Source organism: Paraburkholderia sp. NPDC080076 (genome assembly GCF_050281145.1).
Classification (GTDB): Bacteria; Pseudomonadota; Gammaproteobacteria; order Burkholderiales; family Burkholderiaceae; genus Paraburkholderia.
Genome location: NZ_JBNNWQ010000010.1, coordinates 111,241 through 126,696, shown reverse-complemented (window position 1 = coordinate 126,696; position 15,456 = coordinate 111,241). Strand labels below are relative to the sequence as shown.

Annotated in this window: 17 protein-coding genes; 9 read left to right on the top strand and 8 right to left on the bottom strand. The window is 60.3% G+C overall.

Annotated elements, in window-relative coordinates:
* Positions 1-12: 12 nt before the first annotated feature.
* From ACQKRQ_RS32280 to ACQKRQ_RS32260, 5 genes are all read left to right on the top strand, one after another.
* A complete protein-coding gene (locus ACQKRQ_RS32280) occupies positions 13-318 on the top strand; it encodes a putative quinol monooxygenase (protein WP_408177714.1) in 306 nt (101 codons plus the stop codon).
* Positions 319-499: 181 nt separating this feature from the next.
* Entirely contained in the window at positions 500-1,114 is a 615-nt protein-coding gene (locus ACQKRQ_RS32275; protein ID WP_427481481.1) for a hypothetical protein, read from the top strand.
* 219 nt (positions 1,115-1,333) lie between these two features.
* Positions 1,334-2,092: an alpha/beta fold hydrolase gene (locus tag ACQKRQ_RS32270; RefSeq protein WP_427481480.1), complete on the top strand. Its 759-nt coding sequence runs from the start codon at positions 1,334-1,336 to the stop codon at positions 2,090-2,092.
* A 43-nt stretch (positions 2,093-2,135) separates the two neighbouring features.
* On the top strand, positions 2,136-2,759 hold the full coding sequence (locus ACQKRQ_RS32265) for a cytochrome b/b6 domain-containing protein (protein WP_427481654.1): 624 nt from the start codon (positions 2,136-2,138) through the stop codon (positions 2,757-2,759).
* Between the two features lie 2 nt (positions 2,760-2,761).
* The gene (locus ACQKRQ_RS32260; protein ID WP_427481479.1) at positions 2,762-3,553 is read left to right on the top strand and encodes a molybdopterin-dependent oxidoreductase; all 792 of its coding nucleotides are present in this window, start codon (positions 2,762-2,764) and stop codon (positions 3,551-3,553) included.
* A 76-nt stretch (positions 3,554-3,629) separates the two neighbouring features.
* Here the strand turns inward: ACQKRQ_RS32260 and ACQKRQ_RS32255 are convergent, their stop codons facing one another.
* The gene (locus tag ACQKRQ_RS32255) at positions 3,630-4,118 is read right to left on the bottom strand and encodes an SRPBCC family protein (protein ID WP_132381600.1); all 489 of its coding nucleotides are present in this window, start codon (positions 4,116-4,118) and stop codon (positions 3,630-3,632) included.
* 201 nt (positions 4,119-4,319) lie between these two features.
* On the bottom strand, positions 4,320-4,793 hold the full coding sequence (locus ACQKRQ_RS32250) for a VOC family protein (protein ID WP_427481478.1): 474 nt from the start codon (positions 4,791-4,793) through the stop codon (positions 4,320-4,322).
* A 297-nt stretch (positions 4,794-5,090) separates the two neighbouring features.
* On the opposite strand from ACQKRQ_RS32250, the gene ACQKRQ_RS32245 reads away from it, so the two are divergent.
* Positions 5,091-5,525: a MarR family winged helix-turn-helix transcriptional regulator gene (locus ACQKRQ_RS32245; protein WP_132381596.1), complete on the top strand. Its 435-nt coding sequence runs from the start codon at positions 5,091-5,093 to the stop codon at positions 5,523-5,525.
* A gap of 64 nt (positions 5,526-5,589) precedes the next feature.
* Here ACQKRQ_RS32245 and ACQKRQ_RS32240 read toward each other — a convergent pair whose 3' ends face one another.
* Together ACQKRQ_RS32240 and ACQKRQ_RS32235 are read right to left on the bottom strand one after the other, a co-directional pair.
* Positions 5,590-6,363, bottom strand: coding sequence for an enoyl-CoA hydratase (locus tag ACQKRQ_RS32240; protein ID WP_427481477.1), 774 nt, complete (start codon positions 6,361-6,363; stop codon positions 5,590-5,592).
* Positions 6,364-6,558: 195 nt separating this feature from the next.
* Positions 6,559-8,301 carry an IlvD/Edd family dehydratase gene (locus ACQKRQ_RS32235; protein WP_132381592.1) on the bottom strand — a complete coding sequence of 581 codons (1,743 nt, stop codon included), beginning with the start codon at positions 8,299-8,301 and terminating at the stop codon, positions 6,559-6,561.
* Between the two features lie 362 nt (positions 8,302-8,663).
* On the opposite strand from ACQKRQ_RS32235, the gene ACQKRQ_RS32230 reads away from it, so the two are divergent.
* The 3 genes from ACQKRQ_RS32230 to ACQKRQ_RS32220 are packed head-to-tail and all read left to right on the top strand — an operon-like array spanning position 8,664 to position 11,520.
* Positions 8,664-9,752 (top strand): sugar ABC transporter substrate-binding protein, encoded by a 1,089-nt coding sequence (locus ACQKRQ_RS32230; protein WP_132381590.1) that lies wholly within the window; start codon positions 8,664-8,666, stop codon positions 9,750-9,752.
* The gene (locus ACQKRQ_RS32225; RefSeq protein ID WP_408177704.1) at positions 9,749-10,750 is read left to right on the top strand and encodes an ABC transporter permease; all 1,002 of its coding nucleotides are present in this window, start codon (positions 9,749-9,751) and stop codon (positions 10,748-10,750) included. The genes ACQKRQ_RS32230 and ACQKRQ_RS32225 overlap by 4 nt, the downstream gene beginning before the upstream one ends.
* Complete coding sequence (locus tag ACQKRQ_RS32220) at positions 10,750-11,520, top strand: ATP-binding cassette domain-containing protein (RefSeq protein ID WP_427481476.1); 771 nt, start codon at positions 10,750-10,752, stop codon at positions 11,518-11,520. The genes ACQKRQ_RS32225 and ACQKRQ_RS32220 overlap by 1 nt, the downstream gene beginning before the upstream one ends.
* Before the next feature lie 60 nt (positions 11,521-11,580).
* Here ACQKRQ_RS32220 and ACQKRQ_RS32215 read toward each other — a convergent pair whose 3' ends face one another.
* Genes ACQKRQ_RS32215 through ACQKRQ_RS32200 form a run of 4 tightly spaced genes read right to left on the bottom strand, consistent with a single transcriptional unit; the run spans position 11,581 to position 15,344 of the window.
* Positions 11,581-12,411: an amidohydrolase family protein gene (locus ACQKRQ_RS32215; protein ID WP_427481475.1), complete on the bottom strand. Its 831-nt coding sequence runs from the start codon at positions 12,409-12,411 to the stop codon at positions 11,581-11,583.
* On the bottom strand, positions 12,408-13,256 hold the full coding sequence (locus ACQKRQ_RS32210; protein ID WP_427481474.1) for a sugar phosphate isomerase/epimerase family protein: 849 nt from the start codon (positions 13,254-13,256) through the stop codon (positions 12,408-12,410). Before ACQKRQ_RS32210 ends, ACQKRQ_RS32215 begins: the two co-directional genes overlap by 4 nt.
* Positions 13,253-13,993, bottom strand: a complete 741-nt coding sequence (locus ACQKRQ_RS32205) for an SDR family NAD(P)-dependent oxidoreductase (RefSeq protein ID WP_132381580.1) — start codon at positions 13,991-13,993, stop codon at positions 13,253-13,255. The genes ACQKRQ_RS32210 and ACQKRQ_RS32205 overlap by 4 nt, the downstream gene beginning before the upstream one ends.
* Before the next feature lie 7 nt (positions 13,994-14,000).
* Positions 14,001-15,344 (bottom strand): MFS transporter, encoded by a 1,344-nt coding sequence (locus ACQKRQ_RS32200; protein WP_427481473.1) that lies wholly within the window; start codon positions 15,342-15,344, stop codon positions 14,001-14,003.
* Positions 15,345-15,456 lie beyond the last annotated feature (112 nt).

Below are 15,456 nucleotides of genomic sequence, written 5' to 3'. Positions count from 1 at the left end.
GGAGAAACGAAGATGATCAAGCACGCTTTTTTTGTCCGACTTGAAGCCAAACCGGGAAAGGAGCAGGCGGTAGCGGACTTCCTTACCAGTGGCCTTGAAATGACCAATCGCGAGGCGACCACGCCGATCTGGTTCGCCCTCAAGTTCTCGCCGACGACGTTCGGCGTCTTCGACGCCTTTGCGAGTGAAGAGGATCGTCAGGCACACCTGCTCGGTAGCATGGCCAACGCCCTGATGGCGCGCGCCGACGAGATGCTGGCAAGCCCTCCTTCCATCGAACCGATCGACGTTCTGGCCATGAAAAATCAACTGCCCTGACCCGTTCGCGCCTCGGCAGCGCACAAACCCGCGCGGGCGGTCTGTCTCCTGCCGATCGGCGTTAGCGCTTTAGTTGTCGACCAGACTTCGCGCTTGGGCGCCCTGCTCCGGTCCCATGCAACATGGGTTGCTGCAACCGCGGCGCCCCGATTCAATCGCATTCATGTAGATGGAGTAACTCGTGTCGATTCATTACAAACTAGGCGTTGTATTCGCTGCCATTGCGTTTTCCAGCGTGTCTTTCGCGCAAACGCCCGACGTCAAACCGGAACGGATTCGTGGCGATATCGTGTCGTTCAAAGGCGAAATGCTGACCGTACACCGGAACAGCGGCGATACGGTGTCAATCGATGTCAAGCCGGACGTCGGCGTGTCGGCTTTCAAGGCCGCCAAACTTGCCGACGCCAAAGTCGGTTCGTACGTCGGGACGCCGGCGCTCACGGGAAGCGATGGAAAATTGACGGCCACTTCGATGATCGTTTTTCCTGAGGCGGCACGCGGTACGGCCGAAGGGCATTTCGCCTATGACTTCGGTCCTAACAGCACAATGACGAATGCAAACGTAGTATCGGTTGTCACCGGCACCAGTGGCCGTGAACTGAATCTGTCGTACAAGGGGGGCTCCAGCACGGTGACCGTGCCGACAAACGTGCCCGTCGTGACGCCGGTTCCGGTCAGCAAAGCCGATCTAATCGCGGGAAAGAAAGTCTTCGCCGTGGTGACCCCAGGCGCGAACGGCGTTTATGACGCGCACGTGCTGTTCGTCGAAAAGGACGGCGTGGCGCCGCAGTTCTAACGCATGATGCCGGTCTCCGCTGTGGCCGCTAGTGGCGATGATCTTCCCTGATGGCAGCAAGCGCGGCCGGCCCCGGTAGCGGCCTGAATCGTGTTGGAAATCATAGATGACCACGACAGCGGCTACGCGTCACCTCATGCCGTCGACATTCCGATTTTCTTTTCCATTCATTCAACAATCCTAATCCATTGTTGCGCTTCTAATATTCAAGGATTCACCATGCGTTTTTCCGCCTTACGAGCCGCCGCCGTACTCTGCCTGCTTACCACTGCCGTCGCGCCGGCTTTTGCCGCGCCTGTTAAGAATATCGTGGTGGTCCACGGCGCCTTCGCCGATGCCGCGGGTTGGCGCCCCGTCTACAACATTCTGACGAAGGATGGCTACCACGTGACACTGGTGCAACAACCGCTGACATCGTTTAACGACGACGTGACTGCCACGAAACGCGTGCTCAACAGCCTCGACGGTCCGTGCGTACTCGTCGGTCACAGCTATGCCGGCGCGATTATCAGTGAAGCCGGGAACGACGATCACGTGAGCTCGCTGGTCTACATCGCCGCGCATGCGCTCGACGCCGGCGAAACCATGGCGGCCAACGGCAAGAAGTACCCGGGTTCACCCATCTCCATCGTCGGCACGCCGGATAATTTTGTCTACCTGAAACCCGCCGACTATCCGTTGCAGTTCGCACCCGACCTGCCTCGTGCGCAGGCAGAGTTCGAAGCGCATGCGCAGATACCGCTTGCGGCGTCCGAGTTCTCCGCGCAAATTTCCGATCCGGCATGGAAGACAAAGCCGAGCTGGTACATGGTCGCGAAGGCCGACAAGATCATCAATCCGGACCTCGAGCGCATGTACGCGGCGCGCGCTCACGCCAATACGGTCGAGATCAACGGTGCGAGCCATGCGGTGTTCGAATCTCATCCGCGGGAAGTCGCTGCGCTGATCGAACAGGCAGCGCAGCATTCCGGCCAGTAGCGATTGATATTCCGAGCAAGCCGGTGGCTTGACGTTTCCGACGATGCGCAACTTCATCAATCACGAGATCGCTTTGGGCCACGCAACGATTCAACCCGCCTGGGTCCGCATCACCCACTGGATCAATGCACTCGCTGTCGTCCTGATGGTGATGAGCGGCTGGCAAGTCTATGACGCCTCGCCGATCTTTCCAGCTTTACAGTTTCCTTCCGCCATCACATTGGGCGGCTGGCTCGGCGGGGCCTTGCAATGGCATTTTGCGATCATGTGGATGCTGGTCGCGAATTTCCTCATCTACGTCGGGCTGAATATCGCTTCGGGACGTCTGCGCCGGAAACTGCTGCCGGTCAGCTTCAAGTCGCTTGCAACCGATCTCGTCGCCGCACTGCGCGGCACGCTCGCGCATGAGGACCTCACACGCTACAACGCGGTACAGAAATTCGCCTATCTGGTCGTCATCGTCGATATTGCGCTCGTGATCCTGTCGGGACTGGCGATATGGAAGTCGGTGCAGTTCCCGCTGCTGCGCACGCTGATGGGCGGGTACGACAATGCGCGTGTCGTGCATTTCGTTGCAATGAGCGTGCTGGTTGCGTTCTTCGTCGTGCATGTCGTCATGGTCGCACTGGTGCCGCGCTCGCTGCTTCTGATGATTCGCGGACGGTGACCATGAGTTTTCGAAAAAAGGCTGTGGAGCCTGATACGTTTCTTCGGTCTCACGCTGAGTCCATCATCAAGGATGCGCGCAACGAGCTGAAAAATCCGGCCCGCCGGCTGCTTGGCAAGCGAGTTCTCACGCTCGGCGGGTTAGCTTTGCTGTCCGGCTGCGATCTGACCAATGACAAGTCGGTGAACACCATGCTGCGCAGAGTGTCGTTCTTCAACGACGAGGTGCAAGCCCTGTTGTTCAATCCGAACGAGATGGCCCCGACCTATCCTGAGTCGATGATCACGCGACCGTTTCCTTTCAACGCGTTCTACGATATCGACGATGTGCCCGAAGTCGACGCCGCTACCTACCGGCTCCAGGTGGGTGGTCTTGCGACTGGCAAACGCGTCTGGACGCTCGATGAACTGCGCGCAATGCCGCAGGAAAGCCAGATTACGCGTCATATCTGCATAGAAGGATGGAGTGCGATCGGCCGATGGGGCGGCGTGCGCTTCTCCAGTTTCCTGAAGCATTCGGGTGCGGACACCACAGCGAAGTACGTGTCGTTGCACTGCTCGGACAACTACTGGACCAGTATCGACATGCCCACTGCACTGCATGCACAGACGCTGCTTACGCTGACCTACGACGGTCAGGTGCTGCCACCGAAATACGGCTTCCCGATGAAGCTGCGCATGCCGACCAAGCTCGGCTACAAGAATCCAAAGCATATCGTGGCGATCACTGTGACGAACGAATACCCCGGTGGTTACTGGGAAAACCAGGGCTACAACTGGTTCGGCGGCTCCTGAACGGCACACTTCATCGAACGGCCGGGGCGAATTCGTGCTTGCGCTGATTGAACCCCGCTGCAGCCGGGATAGAGCTTCATCCCTGCTCGATGCCTAGCAGCCGCGCGTCCAGCCGCCGCGCCAGCGCCGCGCCGCCTTCGCGCATCACCGCATCGTGGTTCCATTGGAAAACCGGTCGCAACAACGGCGCCAAGGCATTCATCCATGGGCGCTTCGTATGCACGCACCAGTCATAGCGGACTACAGTCAGAGCGCGTCCATCGGTCGAAAAGCTCCACCGGCCGGCGCCTTCGACATCGCCGCTGGCTTCCCCCTCCAGCGCGACCAACGGGTCGACGCGCGTCACCCGCATATCGAACACGAGGCGATAGGGCAACCAGCCTTTCCACGTATAGCGTTGAACGACGCCCACGCCCTGATCGGAACCTGCCTGCAACTGGTCCACGCTCTCGACGTTATGCCACCACTCGGGCCAGCGCGCCGAATCCTGGATTGCCGCCCACACGTCCTGCACTGGCGCATCGATGCGCCAGATGGTGGAAAAGCGGTATTCGACCGTCCGCAAGCTGCCTCCGTTCTTAGTATTCTTCTAGAGATTTTGTCAGATGCTCACTGCACTTGCCATAACCGGCGAAACAGCGCCGCGTTTCCCGCTCTCGGTATCTCGCCTGGCGTTAGGGTTCCAGAACGTATGAGATGAGCGTCGGCCGGAAGCGGACAAACCCGACCGACGCGCTATGGCACACATGATATACGGGGTCTTTTGTTAATCCGTCGTCCCCGCATAGGCGGCTTTCAGCGTGGCGATGTCGAACTTCACCATTTTTAACATGGCGTCGGCAGCACGCGTGGCCCTGGCGGGATCGGGGTCAGCCATCATGTCGAGGATATCGGTCGGAACGATCTGCCACGAGACGCCGAAGCGGTCTTTCAGCCAGCCGCACTCCTCGGGCGCACCGCCGCCCTCGAGAAGAGCGTTCCAATAGCGGTCAAGTTCTGCCTGGTCGGCGCAGTTGACCATCAAGGATATCGAGTGGTTGAACGCGTCGAGTCGCCCCGCGCTCATGGCGATGAAAGGCTGCCCAAAGAGAACAAACTCGACAACCCTCGTGGACCCGGCGCTCGGCACCGCGGTGACCCGAGTGACGCGCGAGTCTGGAAAAATACTCGCATAGAAAGCAGCCGCCTCCTCAGCTTCCGTGGAATACCAAAGAAAAGGCGTGATCTTTTGAATCGTCATGGCAAATCTCCTGTCAGTGGTGGCTGAATGCGCAGGTAAGCCGCATGCTGCCATTGAGACGACGAAGGAAGACCATCAAAATTGACACGGCGGGAAGAAAAAGTTCACTTTTTTATTAGCTTCAGCCATGCGGGTATGACCCCGGTTGAGTAGTTGTTTGTCGCCGCACTCGGCCTCATTTGCCGACTCCCGCCGTCTGTCGTGCGATATGACTTATGCTAAGATAAAAGTTCGTACACGAACTAACTTCCAACAAAAAAGCGCCGTACTCTGGAGCGCAACAGGCGAGGTTGAAACATGGATCATCGGCTCGTATATCTGCTCAATGTGGGCCAAAAGCGCCTGAATCGATGGTCGCAGACCCGCACAGCCGCAGGTGGCGTCACCGCAGCGCAGGCGGGACTGCTTTTCTTTCTCGGGAAAAACGACGGCGCCCTCACGAGCGAGGCGGCGGCGGCACTCGATCTCAAGGCGCCGGGAATGAGCGGGTTGGTCGATAGAGTTGAGCGGGCCGGTCTTGTGGAACGTCATTCGGACGAACTCGATCGACGCGCGTCGCGGCTTTGGCTGACCGCCGCAGGACGCGCCGCACTCAAGCGGTCGAAATCGGGTCTCGCTGAGTTGAATGCACGATTGACGGAGGGATTTACGTCGTCAGAGATCGACGTGGTTGCGCGCTGGCTGACGAGTTTGCAGGACAAGTTTCCCGACGTCGACGAAGAAGCGGCATAGGGTGACACTGAACGCGGCGGCACCGCCGTGCCGCCGTCTTGCTCGGCGGTGTACGCCGCTCACATCATCGCGGAATCTTCGTGAAGTCTGGCCGGCGCTTTTCGGCAAACGCCAGGAATGCTTCTTTCGCCTCAGCACTTGCGAGCCGCTCCACGAATATCGTGGTTTCCCGATCCATCTGGGCCGTCAGCCGCTCTGCGTCCCGCATGAGCCGTTTCGTTGCCGTCAGAGATCCGTAGGGCCTGGTGGCAATTTTCTCGGCAATCCGGCGTGCTTCTGTACGCAGTTCCGCAACGGGGACGAGCCGATTTGCAATACCCCAGGCAACGGCGGAATCAGCCGAAACCGGGTCGCCGAGCGCGAACATTTCGAATGCCCTGACGTGCCCAATCTGTAGCGGCATAAGGTAGCTCGAGGCGGCCTCGGGAACCAAGGCCAGATTCACGAAGGGGGTCATCAATTGCGCCTCTTCGGACAAAAGCACGTAGTCGCAATGGAGCAACATCGTCGTACCGATTCCGACCGCCTTGCCCTGAACAGCGGCCACGATAGGCACTGTCGCGTTAGCCAGGCCGCGAAGAAAGCGGACCACCTGACGTTCCTGTGGACCGTTGCCCGCAGCCTGTATGGCAAATTCCGAGAGATCGTTACCGGCTGTGAACATGTCCCCATCTGACTGGATCAATAATGCGCGAACGTCCTCATCGACATTGGCCCGTTCGACTGCATCCGCAAGCGCGCCATACATCACGTTTGTAATGGCGTTCATTTTTCCTGGTCGCGAGATCGTGACGACCAGCACGCCATTTGCAAGTTCTACATTCACTTCCGCATTCATTGCTTCGTCTCCAAAGATTTGCTCAGGCTATCTACGGGTATGCACGCCTGGGCACATTGGAACGTGTCTAACCGTTCGCATGCGAAGTATATAACATTCGCATGCGAAGTAAACGTCTTTGTCATCGACTGGACATGCATACAGGAAGCCGCAGCGACGCGCAGGTTGCGCTGTCGATCGCCCGCTCTCCGCCGCTCAATGCGAATGGCGCGGCACTTCCGCGCCCCGGCAGCCCACCAGAAAGTCGAAGTCACATCCCTGATCGGCCTGCAATACGTGCTGAACGTACAGATGCCGGTAGCCGCTCGCGTCGGCGGGATCGTCCTGGCGTGCTTGAGTCCATGCGGCGAGACGCGCGGCGAGTTCGGCATCGCTGACGTCGAGATGCAGGCGTCCGGCATCGCAGTCCACTTCGATCCAGTCCCCGTCGTGGACCACCGCAAGCGGGCCGCCCGCGCGAGCCTCGGGCGCTACGTGCAGCACCACCGTTCCGTACGCGGTGCCGCTCATCCGCGCATCGGATATCCGCACCATGTCCGTCACGCCTTGAGCCAGCAGTTTTGGCGGCAGACCCATGTTGCCGACCTCGGCCATGCCCGGATAGCCCTTGGGTCCACAATTCTTCAAGACCAGCACCGAATCCGCGGTCACGTCCAGGTCGGGTGCACCGATGCGTGCCTTGTAGTCTTCGAAGCTTTCAAAAACCACCGCCCGCCCACGATGTCTGAGGAGCGCGGGTGTGGACGCGGAAGGTTTGAGCACCGCTCCGTTGGGCGCAAGGTTGCCGCGCAGTACGTATAAGCCGCCGTCCGGAAAAATCGGCTTATCGAGCGTGCGGATGACTTCCTCGTTGTAAAGCGGGGCATCCTTGCAGTTGTCCCACAGCGACTGACCATTCGCAGTCAACGCACCCGGATGCGGCAGCAGGCCGCCTTCGCCGAGCCGGCGCAAGACCGCAGGCAGGCCACCTGCGTAATAAAATTCTTCCATCAGGTAGCGGCCCGACGGCTGCAGGTCGACTACCGTCGGGGTACCGCGTCCAATCCGCGTCCAGTCGTCGAGTTCAAGGCTCACGCCGATGCGTCCCGCAATAGCCTTCAGATGAATCGCCGCATTCGTCGAGCCGCCGATCGCTGCATTGACGCGAATCGCATTTTCGAATGCCTCACGCGTGAGCAGTGCCGACAGACGTAGATCCTCCAGCGCCATCTGCACGATGCGCATGCCCGACATATGCGCCAGCACGTAGCGGCGCGCGTCCACCGCGGGAATCGCCGCATTGTGAGGCAGCGTGACGCCGAGCGCTTCCGCCATGCATGCCATCGTCGAGGCGGTGCCCATCGTATTGCAGGTACCCGCCGAGCGTGACATCCCGGCTTCGGCGGACATGAAGTCGTGCAGCGAGATTTTGCCCGCCTTCACCTGCTCGCTCAGTTGCCAGACGATCGTGCCCGAACCGATATCGCGGCCTTGATGCTTGCCGTTGAGCATCGGACCACCGGTGACGAGGATCGCCGGCACATCGCAGCTTGCCGCGCCCATCAGAAGCGCGGGGGTCGTCTTGTCGCAACCGGCCAGCAGCACGACAGCGTCGATCGGATTGCCGCGAATCGACTCCTCGACATCCATGCTCGCAAGATTGCGTGTGAGCATCGCCGTGGGACGCAAATTCGACTCGCCGTTGGAAAACACCGGGAATTCCACCGGGAAACCGCCCGCTTCCAGCACGCCGCGCTTCACGTGTTCAGCAAGCTTTCGAAAATGGGCATTGCACGGGGTCAACTCGGACCACGTGTTGCAGATCCCAATAATTGGTTTACCGTGAAATTCGTGATCGGGAATGCCCTGGTTTTTCATCCAGCTTCGATACATGAAACCGTTCTTGTCGGCCGACCCGAACCATTGGGCAGAGCGTAGCGGGCGCTTTCCGTTCTTCATGTCCCTCTCCTTCCAGGTGCCAACTCGATAGTAATACTATTAAATCGGTGTATCGTGCACATCATTCCGGCGACACCAGACCAGGTCCGTCATCGTGTTGCGCCGCACCTCGAGCTGCAAATGAAAAAGGCAAAAGCTGCGCGACAGTAATTAATTAGTCAGACTAGTTAAGGGTATACATCGATTAGTGGGCAAAAGTGCGTGATATAGCATTTTCTGAGGGGTAGTCATGCGTACGCGCGTGCACGTGGGCTTTCCGAAAGGAGTGATGCCCGGCTCCGGTACCTGTCTTGCCGGAGCTTTTCCTGCTTGCGCCGTTATAAACAGTGAAGTGTTCAACAACTGAGAGACGGGAGACTGAGATGGCGCAAGAAAAGGAAGACAAGGACGAAGTGCAAGGCATGCGTCGGGGATTGCTGCAGGGCGCAGGCCTGTCCGCAGCACTGGCGCTAATGGGTGGAATGGGTGGAATGATCTCGCAGGCCCAGGCGGCGGAAGCGGGTTCGTTCCCGGCGCACAAACGGTGGAGAATCGTATTCGTCAACCATGTCACGACGAATCCGTTCTTCGTGCCGACGCAATACGGCATTCAGGACGCGACCGCTTTGCTGGGCATGGACTATCAATGGACCGGCTCGGCCAATGCCGACATCGCCGAAATGGTGAATGCGGTCAACGCGGCGATCGCCTCGAAAGCCGACGCGATCGCAGTACCGATCGTCGACCCCAAGGCGTTCGACAAACCCATCCAGGCCGCGCTCGACGCCGGCATTCCCGTGTTCGCCTATAACGCCGACGCGCCCTCGGATTCCACGAATCCGCGCCTTGCGTATATCGGCCAGGATCTTTATCTGTCCGGTTATCAGATGGGCGAGCGGATCGTGAGCCTCATCGATAGCGGCCTCGTCGCGCTCTTTATTGCCACGCCCGGCCAGCTCAACATTCAGCCCCGCCTCGATGGCGCGGTGGCTGCAATCAAGAAATCGGGCAAGAAGATCGACGTGCAGACCATCGCAACCGGCGCGACCGTCAACGAAGAACTCTCGAAGATCAAATCGTTCTATCTCGGCCACCAGGATCTCAAAGGCATGTTCGCGGTGGACGCGGGCAGCACCCAGGGCGTCGCCGTGGTCATGAAGGAATCCAACTTGCCGTCCAAGGGCGTTCACGGCGGCGGCTTTGATCTCTTGCCGCGCACGGTCGATCTGATTCACGAAGGCTTCCTCGACTTCACGATCGACCAGCAGCCGTACGTGCAGGGTTTCTATACCGTGGTCGAAGCGTTCACCTTCCTCGCCTCCGGCGGGCTCGTCGGACCGGCCAATGTCAACACGGGCCTGAAGTTCGTCACCAAGGGTACGGTGGATCCGTACCTGAACACATCGACGCGCTATGAAGGCAAGAGCACGAAAGCCCAGATCGTGCCACGCACCGGTGCGATCAAAGGGTGACGTCTTCTGTGACGGACGCCCAGAAAGCCGCCCAACGTCCGAGGCGCCGGTCAGGCGCGCTCGGGCGTTCCAGCGAGATCCGCATCTTCGCGGTGGCGCTCATCCTCTGCATCTACTTCGAGACGGTCAACCATGACTTTCTGCTGACCAGCGCGAGTCTGCAGAATCTGTCGCAGTTCATCGCGCCAGTCGCGATCATTGCCTTTGGCGAAATCATGCTGATGATCGGCGGGGAGATCGATCTCTCCGCAGGGATGGTCTTTGCATTTGCGCCTTTCATCATGCACTTCGCCATCGAGGCGGGCTTGCCGCCGTGGCTCGGAATGCTCACCGGCGTGGTTGCCGCGGGCCTCGTCGGTCTGATCAACGGCGCCGTGACGGTGTACCTGCGCATCCCCTCGTTCGTGACGACGCTCGGCACGTTGTTCTTCGTGAACGGCCTCACGTTGACGATTTCACGAGGCACGCCGGTTTCGCCGCCGGAAAACTCAGCGTTTGCGGCATTCATGGGCGGATGGGGGTATAGCGAAATCATCTGGACGCTTGTCATTGCCGCCATCATGCATGTGCTGCTACGTCACACACGTTGGGGTTTGCATACGATCGCCTCGGGAGCGAATCCATTGGGTGCGAGCGAGGCGGGGATACAGGTCAGACGGCTGAAGCTCGGCAACTTCATTCTTGCCGCCTTCCTCGCCGGCCTGACCGGGATCCTCGAGGGTTTCCGCATCACGTCGATCGATCCGCAAGCAGGCGGCAACCAGATCATGTTTCTTGCCGTCGCCGCTGCCGTGATTGGCGGCACGCCGCTCGCCGGTGGCTCGGGCACGATCATCGGCGGACTGATCGGCGCGGCGGTGCTTGGCATTCTCAACGACGGCTTCACGCTGATCGGCATCAACGCCTTCACCTTCAACATGATTCTCGGCGCGGCGATTCTCGGGGCCATGATCTTCAACATTCACGTGGTTCGTCTCGCACGCAAAGGGGAGCTGTAATGTCCGAAGTGCTGGAGGCGCTGCGCGGTGAAGACATTGTCAAGCGCTTCGGCGCGGTCACCGCACTCGATGGCGTGACGCTCACGCTAAGACAGGGCGAGATTCTCGGCGTACTCGGCGACAACGGCGCAGGCAAATCGACGCTGATCAAAATTCTGACCGGTTTTCATCAGCAGACAAGCGGCAAGCTTTTCGTCGGCGGCGAGGAAACCATGCTTCGGTCGGTCGATCACGCCCGTTCGCTCGGCATTGAATGTGTCTATCAGGATCTCGCGCTCGCCAATTCCCTGAGCATCTATCACAACATGTTCCTGAATCGGGAGATCATCCGTCGAGGGCCGTTTCGCCTGTTGAACAATCGCGCAATGCGTGAGCGCGCCGCGGAATGTCTTGAAGAAATCGGCGTGCACGTGCCCTCGGTCGACCTGCCGGTCGAGCAGCTGTCGGGCGGGCAGCGACAGGCTATCGCGGTCGCTCGCGCGGTCAATTCGAATGCAAAGATACTGCTGCTCGACGAACCGCTGGCCGCGATGGGCGCCCGCGAGGCTGGACTGATCATCGACCTGATCCTTCGGCTAAAGGCGAAAGGGGGCCTGTCTATCGTCATGATCATGCACAACTATGCGCAGACGCTCGACATCGCGGATCGCGTGATGCTCATGCAACGCGGACGGGTGACCTACCAGCGGGAGGCAGCCAGCACGTCGGTCGAGGAGCTCATGGAGATCGTGCGACGCGATTATCGGGCAATGCGGACAACGACGCATTGATACGCAGCGGCAAGTCGTGCCTCTCGGGTGAATCGCAGTGGCAGCACAGCGACTGCACCTTCAAGCGTCGAAGCCAAACAAGTTGCGAGGCGTAGCCCACAAAACACGCCGGCGTGCGTCCGGATCGGGAATCAGACGCTGGACCAACGTCAGCAAGGGCGCATAGTCCATTCGCACCGGCGAGCGCAGGAACGGCCAATCCGAACCCCACACACAGCGATCCGGCCCGAACGTGCGAAGAATCTGCCGGGCGAAAATCTGCGCGTCTTCGTACGGATATTCAAGCTGTGAGAATTTTTGCAAGCCGGAAAGCTTGACGACCGTGCGCGCGGTGTCGGCAAGACGCAGGAGCGCCTGGAAGCCGGGCTGATTCAAGCCGGCCGCGACATCGGGTCGACCGCAGTGGTCGATCAGCACCCGCGTCGCAGTCCGCCCGATCAGCGGCTCGAGCGCAACCAACTGATCGCCCGTGACCTGTACTTGCGCGAACATGTCGAGGTCAGCCAACGTATTGAAAAGCGCGTCGGCGTCGTTGAGCGCTTCGACGCCTTCCATCGCCGGATTGAAGGCGACGCCGACCACGCCCGCGCGCCTCATCTCCAGCAACGCTTCCCGGCTCACCCCGTTGTCCACCACGGCGATGCCTTTGAAGCGATCGCCATAGCATGCAATGGCATCGAGCATGCAGCGATTGTCGGTGCGATAGCCGCTCGTCGGCCCGACCAGCAACGCATGTCGCACGCCGCATGCGTCCATGACGTGGACAAACTGCGCAGCGGTGCCGATCTCCTGCATCGATGGCCGGTACGCGGTGTCCGCGCGATAGGGAAAGCGTGCGGGATCGAAAATATGGTTGTGACAGTCGATCTTCTCTTCATCGAAGATATTCATTGCGGCGACTCTCCGAGAGATTCGTGTCGGCGGCGTGCCACTTCAAGCATAGCGCGCGTGCTTCGGTACGCAAGTTCGAGCCGGTCCTTCGCAGGCAGCGACGGCAACGGCATCTCCACGCCCAAAGCCGTGCCGGCAGGCAGCGCGTCCAGCAAGTCGATGAGCGGCAACACCCCTTCGCCCGGCGGCAAACGGCCGGTGCGCGCTTCGAGGATCGTCGCATCGTCACCGACCGGCGCGTGCTGCGACGCGTCGCAAAGCTGCACGGCACGCACCATCCCCACCGGTAACGCCCGAACGTCGGCCGGACTACCGCCCGAGCGCGCGAGATGCAACGCGTCGACGAGAATCGCAAGGTTGGCGCTGGCCACGCGCTCGACCATCGACCGGGCCTGCTTCAGCGTGCCGACATGGCGCCAGCGCATGAACTCCAGATCGACACGCAAGCCATATTGCGCGGCCAGTTCGCACAAGGCCGCGAGGTTGGCGGCAAGCCGCCCGGCGTCGGGATCGTCGCCCGAGACTGTCACGCAACGTGCGCCCAGATCGGCCGCCGCGTCGAACATCGGCGCATAGGACGCGACGTCGATATCGGGCGGCATCGGAATGAACTCGACGTCGTGCACCGTCATGCCCTCGTCGGCAAGCACGCGCCGCAGTACGCGATGCGCTTCGCTGCCCACGATGGACGGGTACGCGATCGCATCCGCGGAGGTCGGGTTCAGTCTCAGCCCCACCGCATCGAACCCCGCGCGCGCCGCTTGCGTGACCCATTCCAGCGGTGTCAGCTCCAGCGCGGTGAGATGCGCGACCGCAAGCTTCGGCGCTTTTGTCGGCGCGCTCAATATGTGGCCCTCCCGCCGGTCAGATCGAACGTGAAGCCGCTCGTAAAGCTGCATTCGGGACTCGCGATCCAGCTAACCATCGCACCGACTTCCTCGATCTGCAGAAAGCGGCCCATCGGAATCTTGGCCTTGCTCGCCTCGATATGCGCGTCGGACATCTCGCTGAACAGTTCGGTTTCGACCATTGCCGGCGCGACGCAGTTGATGAGCACGTTGTCCTTCGCCAGTTCCTTCGCCGCGGCCTTGGTGAACGCGATGACACCCGCCTTCGCCGCCGAGTACCCCGAGATGAACTGAACGCCTTCCTTGCCCGCGATCGACGCCACGTTGACGATGCGGCCGCCACCGCGCGCGCGCATATGCGGAATGGCGACGCGGCAGCAGTAAAACACGCTGTTCAGATCCACCGCGATCACACGTTGCCATGCGTCCACCGGATATTCCCAGCACGGCGCCACCGGTCCATTGATCCCCGCGTTGTTCACGAGAATATCCACTTGCCCGAGATGGTCGAGCGTAGCCGCGAAGGCCTGTTCGACCGAGTTCATGGAAGCGACGTCCACCTGCTGAACGTGGTCGGGCGCGAAGCCCAGACGTTGCGCGCCGCAGTCGTCCACGTTCAGGTCCCACACCGCGACGCGTGCGCCGTCCGCTTTCAGTTTTTGCGCGATGCCCAGACCGATGCCACGCGCGGCGCCCGTGACGATGGCCACTTTCCCGTCGAGAGAGCGAGTCATATCCGATTTATTCCTTTGCTTGAAGAATGTCGTTTTGCAGTTCGATGCGCCTGATATCGCCAACGACGAAAATGTATGAAAGCGCGCCGACCAGCGTGACCGCCGAGATGAAGGCCAACGCATAGACGAACGAGCCCGTCGCGTTGACGATCAGGCCGATCACCAGCGGCGTGACGATCCCCGCTGCATTGGCGAACAGATTGAAGATGCCGCCGCTCAAACCGAGCAGACCCTTTGGTGCGATGTCCGAGACGATCATCCATGCAAGCGCCGACATCCCCTGAGCAAAGTACGCAACGCAAAGAATCGCGATGACGGTTGCAGTGGACTCGACATAATTCGCGAGGACAATGCTCGACGCCGCGAGCAGGCCCACGATCACCGGCAGCTTGCGCGACCAGTTCAGGGAGATGCCCCGGCGCAGCATGGCGTCGGAGATCCAGCCTCCCGCGAGCGTACCCACGGACGCGGCGATGAACGGCAGCACCGCGATCAGCCCGACCTTCAACCACGGCATATGACGCTCGGTGACGAGGTAAGTCGGGAACCACGTCAGAAAGAACACGTTGGTCGAATTGCAGGCGAACTGGCCGAGACAGATGCCGAGCATGCTGCGCCGCTTGAGAAGCGCGCCGATGTCGGACCAGCGAAAGTGCGTGGCCTGCTGGCTTCCGTCGACCACGCCGCCGCCATCCGCGATGTAATCGAGTTCGGCGCGATTCGCGCGCTTGGACTGATGCGGCTCGTGAAAGCGCATGAGCCAGATGCCGCCGAACACGACCCCGACTGTACCGACGATGCCGAACAACGCACGCCATCCATAGCGTTGTTCCAGCCAGAACAGGAACGGGCTCAGGAAAGCGAGGCCGACGTATTCCGCGAACGTGTAGATGCCGGTTGCGCGGGCGCGCTCGCTCTGTGGAAACCAGATCGCGACCACGCGGCTGTTAGTCGGAAAACAGGGGGCCTCGGCAATGCCGATCAGCAAACGCATGATCAGCAGCGAGACGAAACCTGTCGCCAGCCCCTGCAATCCGGTGAAAAGAGACCACAGCGTGAGTGCGAAGAAATACGTCCAGCGGGTTCCGATGCGGTCCAGCATCACGCCGCCGGGAATCTGCGAAGCCGTGTACGTCCACGAAAACGCTGAGAAGATCACGCCCATCAGCGCCGGATTCAAGCCGAGTTCGTGACTCATGCTCGGTGCGGCAATGCCGGCGACGCTGCGATCCAGATAATTGATCATCGTGCCGACCGCCAGCAGCGCGAGTATGCCGAAGCGGGCGCGGGTCCGCCGCGCGGTCGTGGCAACGTCGATTGCCGCGACTCCAGACTGAGTTGCCTGATTCATCTTGTCTCCATCCTGTCTGCTCTTTGTCTTGAGTGCACTATGCAACGCGGGAGACGGGCTCCCGTTGAGCAGATACTAGATAGTTGCCGCAAGCTTGTCGTATGCCGAGTTT

What these genes read in the sequence shown, in the direction of transcription:
- ACQKRQ_RS32270 (WP_427481480.1), top strand. Translation starts at nt 1,334, where the DNA reads ATGCGTTTTTCCGCCTTACGAGCCGCCGCCGTACTCTGCCTGCTTACC.
- ACQKRQ_RS32230 (WP_132381590.1), top strand. Translation starts at nt 8,664, where the DNA reads ATGGCGCAAGAAAAGGAAGACAAGGACGAAGTGCAAGGCATGCGTCGG.
- ACQKRQ_RS32215 (WP_427481475.1), bottom strand. Translation starts at nt 12,411, where the DNA reads ATGAATATCTTCGATGAAGAGAAGATCGACTGTCACAACCATATTTTC.
- ACQKRQ_RS32240 (WP_427481477.1), bottom strand. Translation starts at nt 6,363, where the DNA reads ATGAATGCGGAAGTGAATGTAGAACTTGCAAATGGCGTGCTGGTCGTC.
- ACQKRQ_RS32265 (WP_427481654.1), top strand. Translation starts at nt 2,136, where the DNA reads ATGCGCAACTTCATCAATCACGAGATCGCTTTGGGCCACGCAACGATT.
- ACQKRQ_RS32205 (WP_132381580.1), bottom strand. Translation starts at nt 13,993, where the DNA reads ATGACTCGCTCTCTCGACGGGAAAGTGGCCATCGTCACGGGCGCCGCG.
- ACQKRQ_RS32220 (WP_427481476.1), top strand. Translation starts at nt 10,750, where the DNA reads ATGTCCGAAGTGCTGGAGGCGCTGCGCGGTGAAGACATTGTCAAGCGC.
- ACQKRQ_RS32260 (WP_427481479.1), top strand. Translation starts at nt 2,762, where the DNA reads ATGAGTTTTCGAAAAAAGGCTGTGGAGCCTGATACGTTTCTTCGGTCT.
- ACQKRQ_RS32245 (WP_132381596.1), top strand. Translation starts at nt 5,091, where the DNA reads ATGGATCATCGGCTCGTATATCTGCTCAATGTGGGCCAAAAGCGCCTG.
- ACQKRQ_RS32235 (WP_132381592.1), bottom strand. Translation starts at nt 8,301, where the DNA reads ATGAAGAACGGAAAGCGCCCGCTACGCTCTGCCCAATGGTTCGGGTCG.
- ACQKRQ_RS32200 (WP_427481473.1), bottom strand. Translation starts at nt 15,344, where the DNA reads ATGAATCAGGCAACTCAGTCTGGAGTCGCGGCAATCGACGTTGCCACG.
- ACQKRQ_RS32250 (WP_427481478.1), bottom strand. Translation starts at nt 4,793, where the DNA reads ATGACGATTCAAAAGATCACGCCTTTTCTTTGGTATTCCACGGAAGCT.
- ACQKRQ_RS32280 (WP_408177714.1), top strand. Translation starts at nt 13, where the DNA reads ATGATCAAGCACGCTTTTTTTGTCCGACTTGAAGCCAAACCGGGAAAG.